This window comes from Rhodococcus baikonurensis, assembly GCF_040489275.1.
GTDB classification, from domain to species: domain Bacteria; phylum Actinomycetota; class Actinomycetes; order Mycobacteriales; family Mycobacteriaceae; genus Rhodococcus_F; species Rhodococcus_F baikonurensis.
Genome location: NZ_JBEUOQ010000001.1, coordinates 674,246 through 691,723, shown reverse-complemented (window position 1 = coordinate 691,723; position 17,478 = coordinate 674,246). Strand labels below are relative to the sequence as shown.

The window sequence follows — 17,478 nt, the reverse complement described above, 5'->3', positions numbered from 1 at the left end:
GGCCTATCCCTTCTCGTATCCGGTGTATTCGACGACTGCGCATCCCCATGTGAACCCGACGCCGATGCCGGTGAGCATGATCCGGTCTCCAGGGTGCAGGGCCTTGCTGCGGCGGAGCAGGTCGAGGCCCAGTAGTGGGTCGGCAGCACCGGTGTGGCCGATGGTTCTGCCGAGTTCGACCAAGGTCTGCTCGGCGCGGATCTTCAGCGGCTCGAAACATTGTTTGCGGAGTAGGACGTTGCCGAAATTCGGTACGATCCAGGTGGCGATGTCACCGTGATGAGTGGCGGCATCACCCAAAGCTGTTTCAGCGCATCGAGACAGAGCGGCCGCGTTGCGTGACCAGAACTCGTCGATGGAGTGAGTCTCGGTGAAGCCCCCCACCCGTGCTCGGAGATCGATCGGGTCGGCGGTGCCGTAGACAGGCATGCTTGTGCGCTCGTGCCCGCGGTGCATCTGCTCGAGGTGTGCATCAGTGACTACGGAAGTCGAAAGAACACGAAAGGGACCCGGATCCGGGCCGATGACAGCAGCGGCCGCGCCGTCTCCGTAGGCGAGACCGCTGTCGGAATTCCACCGGTCGAACAGGGGGAGACGCCAAGCGTCGGATGCAGTTACCAGGCCTTTGCCATGTCCGTCGAACCAGCGGCCGATCAGTTCGATTCCGACGATTGCTCCGGCGCAGGCTGTTCGGATCTCGATCGGCAGGCAGTCGTCGATGCCAAGTTCGTTCTGAATGTAGGCGCCGCAGTTCCACGCCTCCAGGCCGTTGTGCAGAACCACTGCATGCACGAGTAGGTCGATTTCGTTGCTGCTGATTCCGCTGTCGGCCAACGCAGCTCTGCCTGCGAAGACTGCCATCTCCGGCGCGGATTCGCCGATATCAGGGTCCGACACTGCAACCGAAGTCTGTCCGGTCTTCTGCTGTTCGACGGGATCGAACCGTCCTTCGGTCACCATGTCGGAGGCTTGTTCCCGCCTGTCCGGTAGGTATGAGCCGAAGCCTTCGATGTAGAGGCCGCCCCACCTCATGACGCGACCTTCGTCACCGACGTCTCACGGACGCGTAGCTCGTCGCTCTTCCTGTTCAAAAGGGCGGAGGCAGAGTTGATTCCGTCGATCGTGACATCATTGACGAAGTGGTGTCCACCGATCCCGACCGGCAAAGGCAGCCGTTGCCGCCCGTCCCGATGACGCACTGTGTCGGCCAATGCGGCGCCGAGGACGCCCGGTGTGGACAAGACGTCGTTCCAGGTGGGAAGGCCGAGGCGCCTCATTACAGTCAGGACGCGATCAAGTTCAGCTTCACTGATACTTCCCCGCAAATAACCCAGTGCAGACGTCAATGCCATGTCGACAGCTACGGCTTCACCGTGCAGAAGTTCCGGTAGTGCTTCCATCTCGAGCGTGGGCGAGAATGTGTGGCCGTAGTCGACGCAGCGTTCGAGGCAGGATTCCCACAGATTGGGCTGCAGTTCCTCGAGCATCAGGTGGATCGACTCGGCGATGACTTGTGTTGCTGCTGTGTCGAGTTCGTCGGAAGAGCCCTGAAACCTGTCATCGATCAATCGTTCCCCGAAGATTTCCAGCAGTTCGAAGAGGTCGAGGGATTTGATCAAGGCCATCTTGAGTATCTCGGCAAGGCCGTTGGACAAGTGTCGGTTGTCGAGGGTACGCAGGAATGCTCGGTCGACAAAAGTTGCCAGGGCCGGTGCATACGTCCCCAGTCGATTCTTGCCCATGCCGTAGTTGACTCCGGTCTTGACACCGACCCCGGCGTCGACGAGGCCGATCAGTGTGGTGGGGACCCGGATGTACGGCGTTCCGCGGCGGTAGACGCTCGCGGCGAAACCGACAATGTCGAGTAGAACACCCCCGCCGATCGCGATTACCGGCTCCCTGCGTCGGTCGATGCCGAATCCGTTCATCGCGTCGACCACCCGCACCGCAGAACCCCACTCTTTGACCGTCTCGTCGGCTCGCATCGGTACGAAGGATGCTCGTATTCCGTGGTGTTCGAAGTAGCCTCGAATTCTATCCCCGTGAATTCGGTCGACGTTCGCGTCGATGATGATCAAGCGTCGGTCTCCGCGGTGTAGCGACGCTGCGCTGCACCCGTCGAGTAGTCGAGTGCTGTCCTTGGCGAACAGATTTCGTGCGGCAATCACGTGATACTCGACCTGTTTGACCGCTTCGACCTTCCATGTCGAATCGGTGGCCGCGCTGTGGCTGAGACCCAGTTTGAATGAAGCGGCACTACGCATGTCGATCCCCCTAGACGGTGTGAAAGAGCGTTCGCGAGCTGTGTCAGCAGTACGGCGGTACTTCAGTGAACGAAATGAACTTTCGAGGAGAACAGTAGGACATTCGCATAGTGATCGCTACAAGAGTAGAATAGATCACATTTGGATCGGTAGATGCTGCGGAATTGGGAGGTTGCATGGCCGGGGTGCCGGGACAAGGGCGGAAGTTCGACGTAGACGCGGCCTTGGACAAGGCGATGTATGCCTTCTGGGAGCACGGCTACGAGGGGACATCCGTTGCCATGTTGACTGCTGCGATGCAGATAAATCCACCGAGTCTCTACAGTGCTTTCGGCGGCAAGGAAGGAGTGTTCTTTGCCGCCGTCGATCACTACAACGCGACTCGCGGCGACTTCATGGACCGGGCGTTCGCCGAAGAGCGCGAGGCATCCGAATTGATTCGCCGCCTCTTGAACGACGCGGCGTCCCATTACACCGACGAGTCTTGTCCGGGTGGTTGTCTGATCATCAGCGCGGCGGTCAGCGTGACCGACGCCAACAGTCACATAGCAAACCGATTGCGCGACATGCGAAATGCCAACGTGGTGTTGCTGTCGCAGAGGATCGCAGCCGATATCGCCAACGGACTCATGCCCGCTGACTCCGATCCCGAGGACCTTGCCGAGTTCATCGGTGTAGTCATCCAAGGCATGTCTCAGCGCGCCCGAGACGGTGCAACACAGAGGCAATTGGAACTCGTAGCGAACAGGTCTTTCGACTCGCTGAACTTCTCGAAAGACCTCATCGGCTGAACAGATTTCAGTTGACGGTCGGGGGTCGAGCTGGATTGGGCGATGGAGAGCATCGAGGTCGGTCCTAGTGACCTTCTATCCCAATGTAATTCGTCACTGACCGTGATGGCTGTCGGTTCGTTGGAGGAAGGGGCGGGGCCAGGCGCCGAGTGCGAGAACGGCGAGGATCGTCTGGGCCAATCCAGTGGTGAAGAAGATGCCTTGCAGCGGCGACCAGACGAGTAGCATGACGATCTCGACGAAGATCCAGATCATCATCGTGAGGCCGGCGGCGGCGTGCAGGCCCCATGCCAGGCGGAACCTGTTGTGCTGAGCGAAGAGCGCGGCGGCTTGGATGCCTCCGACGACGACGCCGAGAATGATGCCGGGCCAGAAGTAGGAAGGGAAGACGCTTCCTTCGATCCACTCCGGAGGTAGACCCATTCCGCCGCCGATCGTCAGGCCGGCCATCCCGATAAGTGCGGAGAGCAGGTTGAGCCACGCGATTGCGGACAGACCGATCCGGAGACCCCGTGGAGGGAGCGATGTGGACGTCATGCCTGGCAACGATAGAGGGTCAGTCGAGCCCGTCCATGTTCCTGCGCGTTGCCGCGCTGGCAGCGTCGGCATCGCCCGCGACGATGGCTTCCACCAGATCTCGGTGGGCAGCGGCTTCGTCGTCGATGGATTCGGGGTTTCGTGCCGTGACGTCGGTGATCACGTCCAGGGCCGAGTTGCGGAGCGTTTCGATGAATGAATCGAACACCATCGACAACACGCTGTTGTGCGCAGCATTCACCACGGCGCGATGTAGTTTTATGTCGGCGTCGACAAATTCTGTTGGTGTCGAAGCATTTTCACGGGCTTCGAGTGCTGCCTGTAACAGGTCGACGTCGGCGGAAGTTCGACGCATGGCAGCCAGGCGGCCCGCTTCCACCTCCAGAAGTCTACGTACTTCGTAGACTTCGCGGCGGTCCGAGCGTTTGAGTTCTCGCTCGAGTTCTGTGACCGGAGTCGAGGACATGACGTAGGTGCCGGATCCCTGATGAGAGTAGAGTTGGCCCGACGCAATCAGTGCACGAACTGCCTCTCTGCCGGTCGAACGCCCGACTCCGAGGAGTGTGCTCAGATCCTGCTCGTTCGGGATTTTGGTCCCGACCGGCCACTCGCCGTCGCCGATGAGGCGCGCAAGTTCGTCCGCGGCTTTCTGTACCAGCGACTGCTGCTTGATCTGGCGCACTGCCATGTGACTGCTCCTGACTGACTCGGTGAACCGCAATGGAGCGGCTCACCGAGTAATACTTCATGTCCTCCGATGAATCTTCAGACTACGGGGCCGTCTTATGGTTTATCGAAGGGCGATGACGTCCAGTTCGCGCTCCGTCTCGTCCTCCGGGTCGAGGCGTCGATCGCGCAAGGTGAACGCGATGACGGCTCCGACGAACAGCACTGCAGTTGTCGCCCCGATCGCCATGCGCGGTCCGAAGTGATCTGCCAGGTAACCGAACAGCGGAGAGGCGATGCCTCCCACTGACATTGCGAGTCCGAGGGTCACCCCACTTGCCGTGCCTGGGCGGTTCGGTAGGTAGTCCTGCGCCAGCGTCACCTGTGGCGCGAAGGGCAAGAACATCGCGAATCCGAGACACACGATTCCTAGTTCGGCAGTTGCCACGTTCGGAGCCGCGGCGAGCAATGCCAGTGAAGGTACCGCAAGCAGGTAACCGAGTCGGATGGATGCACGTCGACCACGACGGTCCGCGAGGGCTCCGCCCAGTAGCGTGCCGGCCGCTCCCGCCAAGGTGAAGGAGGACAACACGATTGCTGCACTCGAGGACGATCCGTTCAGTCCGTTGAGTACGTACGGTGAGACCAACGACAGCGTGGTCACATATGGAATTGACCAACACACCGTTACCAGCACGAGTCGGGTGAACGAGCGCCAATCATCTGGCACGGGACCGTTCGCGGCTAGCTGCGAACTCAACGACTGGGCTGATTCGGCGTCCGTGCCCGTGCCGGCCGATCGTGATTGGGCGACGATCCACCAAATAGCCGCTACCACTGCAGGAACTGCGAGCAGGTAGCCGCCGGACAATCCGAGCGAACCGACCACGAGCGTGACGAACGGTGGCGCCAGTGAGGCTCCCAACGTGCCGCCCACGGAGAACACGCTCATGGCCTTTTGCGAGTGACCTCCAGCTGCGCGAGCCAAATTTGTGGCGGGCGGATGGTATGCGGCAATGCCGATGCCGGCCAAAGCAATTGCCAGCCAAGTGACGATGTAGGTGGTGCTCATCGCGGCCACGACAATTCCCGTTGCGGCCGTCACAAAACCTGTGGGTACCAGCCAATTCCGGCTCTTTCGATCGACCAGCATGCCGAATGCGGGTTGCACGACACTGGATAGTCCGGTCGCGGCGAGCGTGATTCCGGCAACCGCGGAGTAGGAATATCCGCGTTCCAGCATCATGAACGGCAACAGTGCAGGCACAGCCCCCTGGTACAGATCGTTCACGACGTGTGTGCCGGTGAGAAACGCAACTTGCCCCTTCTTCATCTCCTTGGGCATCCCTTCGTTCAGGTCTTCAAGTCCTCAGGTCCTCTGAGGACTGAAACCTACATGAACTCACGAGCGCACGGTTGTGTTGGAGACCTGGATCTCATTCGAGACGACTGACTAACTCGCAGCAGTCGCGGCATTGCGGGCGGCGAGTTGCGCGAAAGCGTGGGTCAGTTCTGCCGGGCCGACGACATCGATGTCGGTGTCGAATCGGTTGAAGGAGGCTGCCAGCGCCGTCCAGGACCATGATCCGGCTTCGAGGCTGCACTGGTCGGGGCCAAGATCTTCGACGGCGCCGTCCTCGACAAAGGGAAGAACATAACTGGCTGGTCGATGGAGAACGACCTTGCCGTGGCACGGCCATTTGTTGATATGTTCCGATCCCTTGAAGCACGCGGCCACGTATTCGCTCACGTCACCGCCGGGGATCTCCTTCGGTGTGAACTGCGGGCCGTTCGGGATGCGTGGGGTGATGCGATCGGCGCGGAAGATTCGCCAGTCGTCTCGCTCGAGATCCCACGCGACGAGGTACCAGCGACGCTTGGAGGTCACCAGATGATGTGGCTCCACGCGGCGTGGGGGTGTTATTTCGATGTTGTCAGTTGAGCGGCCGTTCGAGTAGTCGAAGCGGAGCACCTCGCGAGCGCGCACCGCTGCGGAAATCGCTACGAGCACCTCAGGGGACACCGAGTCTGCGTCGCTGGAATCGGTCGAAATCGTGGTGAACGTGAGTGCGTCGAGGCGATGACGCAGGCGCGACGGCATCACTTGTCGCACGGTGGTCAGCGCACGCACTGCGTCCTCTTCGATGCCGACGCCGGTCAGCGTCGCCGCCTGCAGAGCGACTGCCAAGGCGATGACCTGATCGTCGTCGAACAGCAGGGGTGGTAGCTCGCTGCCGGCGTCGAGTCGGTATCCGCCGTCCGGGCCCATGGTCGCCGCAATGCTGTAACCCATCTCCCGGAGCCGGTCGATGTCGCGGCGGACCGTGCGGTGGCTGATGTCGAGCCGCTCGGCGAGTAGAGCGCCCGGCCAGTCGCGCCTCGTTTGCAAGAGGGACAGCAGATTCAAGAGTCGAGTGGTGGTCGCCATGCCGTGAGACTACGACGAGTCTAGGACGAAAACAGTCCTATACAGCTGTGAGAGTTGAGGCTGCCAGGGAAAACCCGGGCGAAGTTCGTACCAGGAGCAGACATGAGCATCAGAACAACGACCCACCTCAACTTCCGCGGAGACGCCCGCGCGGCGCTGGAGTTCTACCAGTCCGTCTTCGGTGGACAGGTCACGATCGCAACCTACGGCGACTTCGGGATGCCCAAGGAGGTGCCCGGCGCTGAGAACGTCGTGTTCGGCCAGGTGGAGACAACGGACGGCTTTTGCGTAATGGCGTACGACATCCCAGGACAATCGGGAGGCTCGCCCGGCAACGCCGGCACGACGCACCGCGAGAACGGCACCACGATCACCGACCAACCGTTCTTCGTCTCGGTTCGCGGTGACACCCTCGAAGAGGTGCAGAGTTACTGGGCCAAACTCTCTGCTGGTGCATCGATCATCGAGGGTCTTGCCGCCGCGGCGTGGAGCCCCGGTTTCGGCATGCTCACCGATGCCTTCGGGGTGACGTGGATCCTCGACGTTGCTTCCGGCGAAAACCCGGCCTGATCATTCCCATGGCGAAGCCGCCGGCACCTAAAGGTGTCCGGCGGCTCCAGCGCGTCGGTGCCCGTCTTGCGCCTCTCGGCAAGTGGCCGCTCGAAGCGGCATTTCTGGGGTGGTACCCGGGGCAAAGAACCGAACACCGACACCCTCTACAACGAACCTCTACACAGAGTTATTCCACTCTGACTTGGGCCGCCCTCAGTCGTGGTCCTGCTCGTCGCCCAGCTCCGGCAGAGTTGGGCGACAACGGCTTCGATTGGCCGACGTGAGCGCCGGGATCAGCCGGTGACACCGGTCAATTCGTTCGGGGCGTGATCGAGGGTGGTCTCGGTCAGGACGCTGCCGTCCTCGAGGTCGACGGCGATCAGCTTCTTCGACGTGGGATCGGTGACGTACGCGGTGTGGTCTTCCACGAATAGTGCCGGCCTGGGCTCTTGCCACTTGGTGGGCTCGGTCCATGCGTCGATGACGGCGATCTTCTTGGTGACGACGCCGGTGTTCGGGTCGATGACGTGGATGGCGCCGTCGGTGCCGAGCACCAGTGCCTCTCCGTGCGGTCCGCGGCCGAGTGAGCGGAAGGTGTAGCTGGTGCCGAGGTCCACGAGCTTGAGTTCCGACGTCGACGTGTTGGTCAGGGAGACCCGTTGCGGGCGTTCGAGTTCGGCATCCGGGTCGGTTTTGTAGTCGCCCAGAACGATGTCCGACTCCTCGGAGCCGGCTTGGTTGCCGATGCGGCCGTAGGCATCGGGGCTCTGGACTTTGGTGATTGCTCCGTTCTTGTACACGAGCAGGCCGTCCTGGCAGCCCAGCACGATGGCTTCACCTGCGGCCACTGCTTCGCCGTGGACGCCCGGGCACTGTTCGTTGCGCAGGATTTCCTTGCGGTCGGCATCGAGGACGGCAATGCCGTTGCGGGACTCCGAATTTCCGATTGTCGTCAACAAGCTTCCGTCGGCAAGTGCGACGGCAACGCCGTGATGGGGTTCCGGGGTGGTGTACGTCTCGACGCGGGGTTGGCGCTTTGCAAGTTGCGCCGGATCGAATATCTCGACGAGTCCCGAGCCGTCGTTGAAGAGGACTGTCTTTCCGGCATGGCGTACAACGTGTCCGGGTTCGTTGGCTGCGAACTCGACCTCGGACATCGCGGGATCGGCTGTGTAGTAATGAGAATGGTCGCCGTGGGCCGAGGACCACGTGCCGGTGTCGAGTACTTTGAATGCCTCACCCGACGAGATCATGACGTGGCGACCGTCGCCGGCCGGGTTGAGTCGGGTGAAGCCGTCGATCTCGGTCTCGCCGACCACGTCGAGGGAAGTAGCATCCAGCACCAGGACGCCACCGTCGTACGACACCGCGAGACGCGGTGTTGCCGAGGCCTGTTCGGTGGGTGCGGCCGACGTCGTGGTCGTGGTTTCGGACTGGGCTGAGTCGTTGCTGTCGGACGAGCAACCCGTAACGAGGGCGAGTGAGAGGCCTACTGATGTGGCAAGGGTGAGGCGCCGCGACATGCGGGTGTTGAGGTGCATGGGTATAGATCTACTGCTTAATGTAAATGATTGTCAAAGTCGAGTATGCGAATGTTCGCATGTCAGGACGGCCGCCAAGAGGGCGAGAAAGCGCTGGCGATCGCCTGGTGTGTGGTCGCTGAATATTCGGTGCAGGTGTGTTCGATTTGGGTATGGCGCTGGTTCAACTAGGTATTAGTGCACGGATGTCGGCAGGGACATGCTGTAGATCACATCGGTCGATCGAAAGCTGGGGAGCAATGACGCAGTTCATGTTGATTCATGGCGCAGGACACGGAGCCTGGTGCTGGGACCATGTGGTCGAGGCGCGGGAGAGACGTGGGCACACAGCTCTGGCCACCGATCAACCAGGCTTGGGTCGAGACATGACGAAAGATGGAGAAATAACTTGGGAATCAACGCTTTCCAAGCTATCGGCCGATCTGCTTCAACTGCCTGGAGAAGTGATACTTGTCGGCCACTCGATGGGCGGAACACTGACGGCACAACTGACTGAAATTCACCCGAAGAGAGTTGCTGCGGCCGTCTATCTGGCCGCGACGCTACCCGGAGACGGGGAATCCTGCCTGAGTAGTTCGCGAGAGGACAGGAGCACTGCGAGATTGTTCTTCGCGTGCGATGAACTCGGGATCGACCCAGCGTGACGATGAATGCGATCGGAGTTCCCAACATCATCGCGACGAACGTCGGGGCGAACAGGCCGAAGGCGGCGGCGAGGAGGCCGCAGAAGATTCCGGCGGTGTATTGGCGTGCCCGCTCTCCTGACGCCGTGAGCAATGCGTTCGTCGGCCCGGTCAGACACGTCGATATACACCCCACCGCCGCGTTCACCAGGGAGAACACTCCGCAGGCAATAGTCGCGGTGCCGATCGGCGGCTGATGACCGGCGGCTCGCAGGACTGCGATTCCCTGGCCGTTCTGCACCACGACGACTGTGATCGCGAGCGGTACAACCAGTTCGATCATCGCCTGCCAGGACCAGGTCGGCGTGGTCGGCATCGGATGCGCCATCCACTCGTGAGCGTTGCCGGCGGAGGTGAATCTTCCAGTCACGAGTATCACGACCACACCGACGATCAACGCGCCGAGAACGGGTGGAACGAATCTTCCCAACTTTGCGAACACGCTCAGAGTGACAAAGGTGGCGATCATCGGCAGTGCGATCATCGCGTCGTGGGCGGGTGCCTCGACCAAATCGGTTCCGAAATGAAGGAAAACGCCTGCCACCATCGCCATTACGATGGGCATGGGTAAGGCGGCCATGATCGGTGTGACCCACCCGGTCAATCCCAACAACAAGATCAGGACACCCGTCGCGAAGAAGGCGCCGAGCACTTGCTCCCACGGCAGATGCTCCAATGACGCTCCGACGACAACGGTTCCAGGGATCGTCCAGAAGAAGGCCAGTGGCTGTCGGTACAGCCAGGAAGCCGTGATGGTCAAAATGCCGTTGACGAAGAAGGCGCCGAAAAGCCAAGAGGCCAACTGAGCTTGACTGAGACCGCCCGTCAATCCCGCGGCGAGAATGACCGCTACCGGCCCGGTGGCCGAGAAGACGATGCCGATGACTCCGTTGGCAATGGACGTCGCACCGAAGTCGCGCAAGACCCGCCTCGGGCCGTAGAGCGGTTGGGGGAGTGGCTCGGCAACGACGCGAACGGTCGCGGTCGTCGAAATATCCGACATGTTCTCAGTTCTCCTGGTGCGGATCCGAAAGCCCCCGATCGCGGAACAATGCCGCGAGTTCGCTCCGTGATCGCAGTCCGAGCTTGGCGTACGCGCGCGTGAGATGATACTGAATAGTCTTGACGGAGAGGAACAATTCCCCGGCAGCTTCCTTGTTGGACTTGCCCGCTGCGACAAGGTCGGCTACGGCTCGCTCCTGCGGGGTCAGGTCGGTGATTCCCTTCTCCGTTCGCGAGAGGTTCAACCCGCCTGCCCGGAGTTCGCGCTCGCAGCGCTCGACGTAAGTAGCGGCGCCCAACGAGTGATAAAGCTCGCGGGCGGCCCGGAGAACGACGTCGGCCTCGGCGCGTTTGCCCGCCCGGCGGAGAGTCTGGCCGTAGGCAAAATTGATTCGGGCTCGGTCGTAGGGCAGGGGCAGCGTCTCGATGCTGAACAAGGCAGCGTCGAAAACCTCTCTCGCCGAGTCGAGTTCACCCCGTGCGCCGTGGATCCGGCCGCGAACGTAGCCGAGACGTGCCGCGGCGGAGCGGTGCTCGCGACCTCGCGCGGTCTGCTCGTGTGTTTGTAGGAAGGTGTCGGCATCATCGACTCGCCCGACCATGACCAATGCATTGGCGTAGAGATCGACCCACGGCCAGAAGCCCGGCTCGTCGAGCCATTGTTGTGCTTTGCTCGAGGTGAGCGGAGTCAGTGCCACCAGGACTTCGGCGTAGTCGGCGGCTGCCTCAGCCACCTGTGCTCTGGCGAGAAGCGCAGGAACGTACATGATCTCGTAGGCGTGAATGCCTGCGTATGCGCGTCGCACATGGTCACGGGCCAGTTCCCAGTTGCCGCGCAGAGCGTGAATCTGCGCTCCCGACCAGTGGACCAACGGTCGGATGATCTCTATCTCGAACCGATCCACCTCGGCCGCGGCGCCCTCGACCGTCGAGAGCGCTTCGTCCCAGGCGCCGAGTGCGAATTGAGTGCGGGCGAGCCAGGCTTGTGCCCACAGTGAGATTCGCGCCGAACCACTGGAAAACTCCGTTGACACCGCGCTTTCGAGGTCGCGTCTGGCGGACTCCGGGTGATCCAACGCAAGCTCGAGCCATCCGCGTCCCATCTGGAAGCGTTGTGCCTGGGCTCCGGGGCGAACGCGATCGGACAGTTCGTCGTATGCCGCGAGTGCGTCGACGGTCCTTCCGGTGGCGCCGAGTCCGAGACCCTTGATCGCCTCGGACTCCACTGCTGCGGGATCCGAAGGGCCCACCAATTCGACTGCGCGGTCCACCCACTCGACGAGAGCTGTGCCATCGAGTCGAGCCAGGGAATGCAGGACCATTCGTTGAGCGATCATCGCAGCGGTGCCTGGTTCACGATCCGCGCTGCAGTTGTCCCACGCTCTGGTCAGTAGATCTGCAGTCTCGGTCGGACGCCCTCGATGAATGGCGAGGTAGCCGAGGACGGCGTCGCGCAGAGGCCCGCGCGAAATGCTTTCTATCTCCGGCGCGAAGACCATGGCCCGGGGGATGTCGCCTGATCCGGTAAGTGCGTCGACTCCGCGGAGCAGTCGGTCTTCGTGTTCGGGTCGGGCCGTGGTGAGACGGCTGGCCGTGACCATGGCGTCGGCGACCTCCGACCACGCGCCCTCGGATGCTCGTAGTGCCGCGTAAGTAACCAGTTCGGCGGCGAGGCCCTCGTCGTGGGTGGTACTGGCAGCAGCAAGGTGGAAAAGTCGTTCGCCTTCTCCCCACGCGATGTCGGCTGCGCGGATGTGCAGTCGATGCAAGTGCGCTGGTCCCAAGGCCGCGAGTACTGCCGCCGTGACCATCGGGCCGCTCAGTGACACCTCGGTGCTGCCCCGTTGCTCGTGGACGGTGAGGAGACCGGTGGCGAAGGCGCTGTCCAAGGCGCCGACCACGTCGTCGATTTCGGCCAACTGGGCAAGATGTGACAACGTCGTGCTGCGTCCGAGAACTGCTGCTGCTTCGATCAACGTTCGTGCTCCAGTTGGACATGCCGAGAGAGCGGCGGCGATCGACACTGATCGATGGCGAGGGACCGGCAAGGTTCGGTGCCATCGGGTCCAATAGGTCGGTGGCAGCTCGTCGAGAAGCGAGACGACGTCGAGTGTGTTGCCGGCGGTGAAACCCTGAAGTTGAAGCGCGACGCCGGAACTGAGGTCGATTCCGTTTCGCATCCGTGCGATGTCGATGATGACGGAAGCGTCGAGCGGGCTGATGTGCAAGCGCGCCGACCGGTGCAGGTCGAGAATCTTCCTGACCTCCTCGCCCAGGAACGGCGTTTCCTCGGTGACGAGGACGAACAACAGTGGGGCCGTTCGGCCTCGATGAAGGGCTGAGGTGATTGCCTGAAGCGAGCTGACATCACTGTGATGGGCGTCGTCGACGACGACGACGGTCAGTTGTGCGGCCGCGTCGATGATCTCGTGCGCTACGGCTACCGGGTCCGAATTCGAAACCGGACGTTCGAGTAGTTGTCCGATCACCCCGAAGTCGGTGTTCGACTCCCACTCCAACCCACGGGCGCGGCGGAGCGTGTGGGCGGAAGAGATTTCGGCGAACCGGTCGACGAGAGTGGACTTACCACTGCCGGCGTCGCCCTCGACCAGCACGAGAGTCGGCACTCCTGCCTCCGCCGCGGCCAAGCCTCGGCCGAGAACGGCAAGCTCGCGTTCTCGGCCGAGCAGCAGGTCGCGAAGTGTCACCCGACTACCGTAACGCCGGGCTCACCACGGGTTTCCTTTTCGGCACGGTCGTCATCGGTTCGAAGTGCAGCGGCGCCAGGGTCGGGAGTCTGCTTCGGCACGAAGAAGGTGACGATGGCGCCCAGCACCGCGATGCCGGCGAAGACGTAGAACGCCGATTCCGAGCTGATCCCCGCGCTGATCAGACTTCCTCCGATCAGTGGCCCGAATATTCCGCCCAGACGCCCGAAGCCGGCGCACCACGCGACACCTGCGGCCCGAGCGGCCGTCGAGTAGTAGTTGGACACGAATCCGTAGATCAGGACCTGAGTACCGATGGTGCCGACGCCGGCGATGGCAACAGAGGCAAGGAGCACGGGAAGTGGGAATCCGAAAGTGAACAGGAGCAGGGCAAGTGCAGCCAGGCCGAAGGTGGTGGCGACAACGCGCTGCGGACCGGTGACGTCCGCGATCTTGGAGGCGAGAAGTCCGCCGATGATGGCGCCGCCGTTGAGTACCAGCAGGAACGAGAGGGAACCCTTCGCGTTGTAACCTGCATTTTCCATGATCTTGGGCAGCCAGGTGTTGAGTCCGTAGGTCAGGAGGAGGCCGGCGAAGCTCATGAGGCCGAGAAGCGCGGTGCCCCAGACATATTGTCTGCTCGCCAACGCTCGGAACCCGACCTTCTCGGCTACGGCGTCGTTGGGTCGATCTGCACTGACAGGCAACGGAATTCCTGTTCGCGAGGAAATGGCGCGAGCTTCCTCGACACGTCCGCGAGCAAGAAGCCAAGCGGGAGACTCGGGCAGTTTGAACCAGGCAAGGGGAAACAGGAAGATCAATGGCAGAGCGCCGATGAGGAACAGTCCGCGCCATCCGATGGAATCGCGGAGAACGATCGCCAGGACGGAAGCCATGACGCCACCGGCCGGGACACCGCTGTAGACGATGGCGTTGAACAGATTGCGGCGTCCCGGCGGTGCGAACTCGGCAATCATGGCTCCGGCGGTGGCGACAAGTCCACCCACCCCGATGCCGGTGAAGAACCGCAGCAGACCGAAGGTGGTGATGCTGGTGGCGAACGCTGCCAGTGCCATTCCGACAGAGAACCAGATGATGTTGATCAGCATCATCTTTCGGCGACCGAAGTGATCACCGATCGCTCCACACGTCAGCGCGCCCACCATCACTCCGACGAGGGCGTACGAACCCAATGCGCCCGCCTGAGATGCGGTCAAGGTGCCGATATGGCCGGGGTCGTCCATGAGGACCGGCAGGATCGTGCCGTACACGACCAGGTCGTATCCGTCGAACAGAATGGCAATGGCGGCGATGGTGACCACCCACAACACTGACGAGCGATGGCGGGCACTGGCCCAGGAACCACGATCGATCGAGGACATGGCGAATCTCCGTTCGAGAGATCAGGAATCGGGGGAGGCTGGATTCAGCCGAGGTCGCCACCGGCAACGGGAAGGACCGTTCCGGTGACATACGAAGCCTCTTCGGAGGCAAGGAAAGTGATGGCGGCAGCCTGTTCGTCCAGGGTGCCGTAACGCTTGAGCAGCGACGAGTCGACGGTCTGGTCGACGATCTGCTGGTACCAGGCTTTCTCCTCGTCGGTCTCGGCGCCCGGTCCGCGTGCCACGACGCGTGGTGGCGCCTCGGTTCCGCCGGGAGCGGTTGCCACCACCCGTATTCCGTGTTGCGCGACCTCCATTGCCAAGGCCGCGGTGATCGCGCTGACTCCGCCCTTGGCCGCCGCGTAGGGAACACGGTTGACGCCGCGGGTGGCGACCGAGGAGACGTTGACGATGGTGCCGCTCGCCTGCTCGATCAGATGGGGCAGCACCGCTCGACACGTCCACAGAGTGGGGAACAGCGATCGTGTGACCTCTGATTGAATCTGCTCCGGCGTGTAGTACTCGTAGGGTTTGGCCCAGATGGTCCCGCCGACATTGTTGACCAGGACGTCGATGCGCCCGAAGTGCTCCAACGCGGAATCTATTGCGTGTTGGGCTCCTTCGAACGTCTCGAGGTCCGCCGTCACCGAATGGGATCGTTTCAACGGTATCGCGATGTTGTGGACCAGTTCTGCCCGGTCCACCAGTGCGACGGAACCTCCTTCGGCGGAAATTCTTTCGGCTACGCTGCGCCCGATCCCCTGAGCTGCTCCGGTGACGACCACCACGCGGTCGTCGAACCGTCCGGCGAAGAATCGGGTGCTCACGACGCCACACGTTCCCGAGCGTCGGTGATGGCTCGGCGCATCGTCGACTTTGCGTGTTCGCTGTGCTGGACGATCAGCTCGCGTGCCGCAGCGCGATCATTCTGCTCGAATGCGCGCACGATCCTCGAGTGATCCTCCGCGACATGCTCGTCCACCCAATCGGCGGTGCGGAGCACACGGTTCATCAACTGCGTGACCTCGAGGCGGTGGTATGCCTGCAGCAGTACTTCGTTGCCGGTGCAGCGGAAGAGGAAGTCGTGGAACAGAGCATTGGTTTCGGTGAATGCCGTTGCATCCGTGAAACGATCACGGTCGATCGAAGCAGCCGAGTTCTCCGCCAGAATGCGGTACTCCGTCAACTGTGCCGAAGTGAGGCGACCGATCGTGAGTTCCATTGCTCCGAGTTCAAGTGCCATCCGGGCGTCGAACTGGGCGTCCGACTTCGCGACCGGTAGGTGTTCTTCGCCGATCTCGTACGTGCCGGCTGCAGATTCTTCGGTCGAGGCTGCCGGTGAATCAGCCGGTGCTGCCGCGTTGTTGAACTTCTCGAAGTAGAAGTTCGTCGGTGTGATCGAGACTTCCTTGAAGTGCCGGCGTACTGCTTCGACCATGGGCGGCGGGCCGCACAGGTAGACGTCGACATTGCCGTCGTCGAGGTGAGAGGCCTCGATCAAGCCGGTGACATAGCCTTTGTTGGGTGCTGTGCTGTCGGGATCGGATACGCAGTAGTCGAAGGTGAATTGGGGTAGGGACTGCGCGTAGTCATGCAGTTTGTCGAGCTCGACGAGATCGGTGTCGGAGCTGACGCCGTAGACCAGATGAACGGGCCGAGTGGAGCTTTCGGTACGCATCTTCTCCAGTATGGAGAGCAGCGGGGCCAAGCCGGTTCCGCCGGCAAGCAGTAGGGCTCGCCGTTGACCTGCCCGGAGGAAGAAGCTACCCATCGGTCCGGTCAGTTCGAGAGTGTCACCTACCTGCGCCCGCTGACTGAGATAGTCGGACATCAGCCCACCGGGGGTGATCTTGACCAGGAACGACGCCGACTCGACCTCGGGACCGGTGCTGAACGAGTACGACCGCGTCGCTTCGGTTCCGGGAACGAGGATGTTCACGTACTGGCCGGGGAGGAAGACCAGATCTGCGCGGTTGTCGACCGAGACGGTGAAACCCACCGTCGAATCCGAATGACGGATGATCTCGGTGATCGTGGACGTGTACGAACCGGCAGCGGTCTTGGCAACCGCAGATGTGGTGGGAATCTGCAGCACGAGATCCGATTCCGGCACCATCTGGCACGGCAGACAGAATCCCTGCTTGGCCTCGTCCTCGGTGAGTGCTTCGTCGATGTAGTCGCCGGCGTCGAAAGTTCCTGACTCGCACAGCGATTTGCAGGTACCGCAGGCTCCGTCGCGGCAGTCGAGCGGAATGTTGATTCGTGCACGGTACGACGCGTCCGCGACGGTCTCGTCGGTGTTGCATTCGACGAAGCGGGTGATGCCGTCTTCGAAACTCAGGGCTACCTGAAATGTCGGCGCAGCTTGAATAGTCATGGGAAACAGCTCGATTCGAAGGGAAGTCGTGTCAGAAGTGGTAGATGTCGACCACGTGATGGATGTAGTCGTTCTTGAGGACTACCTTCTTCTTCATGATCAACGGCTGCTCGCCCGAGAAATCGATCGTGTAATGCGAGGTGCCGAAGTAGGTGTCGACGGTGTTGTAACGGAAGTACAGCGTGAACCAGTTGAAGCGGACGTCGACCACGGAGCCGCGCTCTTCGACCACTTCCACGTTGGTGATGTTGTGGCCGGTGCGGGGCTCGGGAAGACTTGTCGCGCTGGAACGGTCCGTTCTGATGCGGAACACGCGGTCTTCGATACCGCCACGATTAGGGTAGTAGATGAGGGAGATCTCCGCGTGCGGGTCCGTGGTCAGTTCGCCGTCGTCAGCCCACGCGGGCATCCAGTACTCGGAATCGGGGTGGTAGCACTCGATCCACTTCTCGAACTCACGATCGTCCAGATAGCGAGCCTCACGGTAGAGAAACTGCTGCACTGTTTCGAGGGCAACGGCATTGGTGATGGTGACAGTCATGGTGGT

At 61.7% G+C, this 17,478-nt stretch carries 15 protein-coding genes and 1 pseudogene; 3 read left to right on the top strand and 13 right to left on the bottom strand.

Going from position 1 to position 17,478, the window contains the following annotated elements; translation table 11 throughout:
* Window positions 1-3: 3 nt before the first annotated feature.
* Both ABWI03_RS03505 and ABWI03_RS03500 read right to left on the bottom strand, forming a co-directional pair.
* Entirely contained in the window at window positions 4-1,032 is a 1,029-nt protein-coding gene (locus ABWI03_RS03505; protein ID WP_235170468.1) for a 3-oxoacyl-ACP synthase III family protein, read from the bottom strand.
* Window positions 1,029-2,264, bottom strand: coding sequence for a sedoheptulose 7-phosphate cyclase (locus ABWI03_RS03500; protein ID WP_021345782.1), 1,236 nt, complete (start codon window positions 2,262-2,264; stop codon window positions 1,029-1,031). Before ABWI03_RS03500 ends, ABWI03_RS03505 begins: the two co-directional genes overlap by 4 nt.
* A gap of 176 nt (window positions 2,265-2,440) precedes the next feature.
* On the opposite strand from ABWI03_RS03500, the gene ABWI03_RS03495 reads away from it, so the two are divergent.
* Entirely contained in the window at window positions 2,441-3,055 is a 615-nt protein-coding gene (locus ABWI03_RS03495) for a TetR/AcrR family transcriptional regulator (protein WP_020909395.1), read from the top strand.
* A 93-nt stretch (window positions 3,056-3,148) separates the two neighbouring features.
* Here the strand turns inward: ABWI03_RS03495 and ABWI03_RS03490 are convergent, their stop codons facing one another.
* The 4 genes from ABWI03_RS03490 to ABWI03_RS03475 all read right to left on the bottom strand — a co-directional run bounded on the left by ABWI03_RS03490 (window position 3,149) and on the right by ABWI03_RS03475 (window position 6,686).
* The gene (locus ABWI03_RS03490; protein ID WP_298776909.1) at window positions 3,149-3,592 is read right to left on the bottom strand and encodes a hypothetical protein; all 444 of its coding nucleotides are present in this window, start codon (window positions 3,590-3,592) and stop codon (window positions 3,149-3,151) included.
* A gap of 19 nt (window positions 3,593-3,611) precedes the next feature.
* A complete protein-coding gene (locus ABWI03_RS03485) occupies window positions 3,612-4,280 on the bottom strand; it encodes a FadR/GntR family transcriptional regulator (RefSeq protein ID WP_298776910.1) in 669 nt (222 codons plus the stop codon).
* 102 nt (window positions 4,281-4,382) lie between these two features.
* A complete protein-coding gene (locus ABWI03_RS03480) occupies window positions 4,383-5,591 on the bottom strand; it encodes an MFS transporter (protein ID WP_296552681.1) in 1,209 nt (402 codons plus the stop codon).
* Between the two features lie 120 nt (window positions 5,592-5,711).
* Window positions 5,712-6,686 (bottom strand): helix-turn-helix transcriptional regulator, encoded by a 975-nt coding sequence (locus tag ABWI03_RS03475; RefSeq protein ID WP_060937865.1) that lies wholly within the window; start codon window positions 6,684-6,686, stop codon window positions 5,712-5,714.
* Between the two features lie 102 nt (window positions 6,687-6,788).
* Between ABWI03_RS03475 and ABWI03_RS03470 the strand changes: the two genes are divergently transcribed.
* Window positions 6,789-7,256, top strand: coding sequence for a VOC family protein (locus ABWI03_RS03470; RefSeq protein ID WP_124569560.1), 468 nt, complete (start codon window positions 6,789-6,791; stop codon window positions 7,254-7,256).
* A gap of 275 nt (window positions 7,257-7,531) precedes the next feature.
* Here the strand turns inward: ABWI03_RS03470 and aztD are convergent, their stop codons facing one another.
* A complete protein-coding gene (gene aztD, locus ABWI03_RS03465) occupies window positions 7,532-8,779 on the bottom strand; it encodes a zinc metallochaperone AztD (protein WP_298776914.1) in 1,248 nt (415 codons plus the stop codon).
* Between the two features lie 152 nt (window positions 8,780-8,931).
* Here aztD and ABWI03_RS03460 point away from each other — a divergent pair, with 152 nt between their 5' ends.
* Window positions 8,932-9,423, top strand: a complete 492-nt coding sequence (locus ABWI03_RS03460; protein ID WP_353804320.1) for an alpha/beta fold hydrolase — start codon at window positions 8,932-8,934, stop codon at window positions 9,421-9,423.
* Here the strand turns inward: ABWI03_RS03460 and ABWI03_RS03455 are convergent.
* The 6 genes and pseudogenes from ABWI03_RS03455 to benB all read right to left on the bottom strand — a co-directional run.
* A pseudogene (locus tag ABWI03_RS03455) lies at window positions 9,413-10,465 on the bottom strand (benzoate/H(+) symporter BenE family transporter); the annotation flags it as partial. The gene ABWI03_RS03460 and the pseudogene ABWI03_RS03455 overlap by 11 nt on opposite strands.
* A gap of 4 nt (window positions 10,466-10,469) precedes the next feature.
* Window positions 10,470-13,172, bottom strand: coding sequence for a helix-turn-helix transcriptional regulator (locus ABWI03_RS03450; protein WP_298776916.1), 2,703 nt, complete (start codon window positions 13,170-13,172; stop codon window positions 10,470-10,472).
* Window positions 13,169-14,554, bottom strand: a complete 1,386-nt coding sequence (locus ABWI03_RS03445; RefSeq protein ID WP_298776918.1) for an MFS transporter — start codon at window positions 14,552-14,554, stop codon at window positions 13,169-13,171. The genes ABWI03_RS03450 and ABWI03_RS03445 overlap by 4 nt, the downstream gene beginning before the upstream one ends.
* A gap of 44 nt (window positions 14,555-14,598) precedes the next feature.
* A complete protein-coding gene (locus ABWI03_RS03440) occupies window positions 14,599-15,381 on the bottom strand; it encodes a 1,6-dihydroxycyclohexa-2,4-diene-1-carboxylate dehydrogenase (RefSeq protein WP_298776920.1) in 783 nt (260 codons plus the stop codon).
* A complete protein-coding gene (gene benC / locus ABWI03_RS03435; RefSeq protein WP_353798689.1) occupies window positions 15,378-16,931 on the bottom strand; it encodes a benzoate 1,2-dioxygenase electron transfer component BenC in 1,554 nt (517 codons plus the stop codon). The genes ABWI03_RS03440 and benC overlap by 4 nt, the downstream gene beginning before the upstream one ends.
* 31 nt (window positions 16,932-16,962) lie before the next feature.
* Window positions 16,963-17,472, bottom strand: coding sequence for a benzoate 1,2-dioxygenase small subunit (benB, locus tag ABWI03_RS03430; protein ID WP_095971974.1), 510 nt, complete (start codon window positions 17,470-17,472; stop codon window positions 16,963-16,965).
* Window positions 17,473-17,478: the final 6 nt, after the last annotated feature.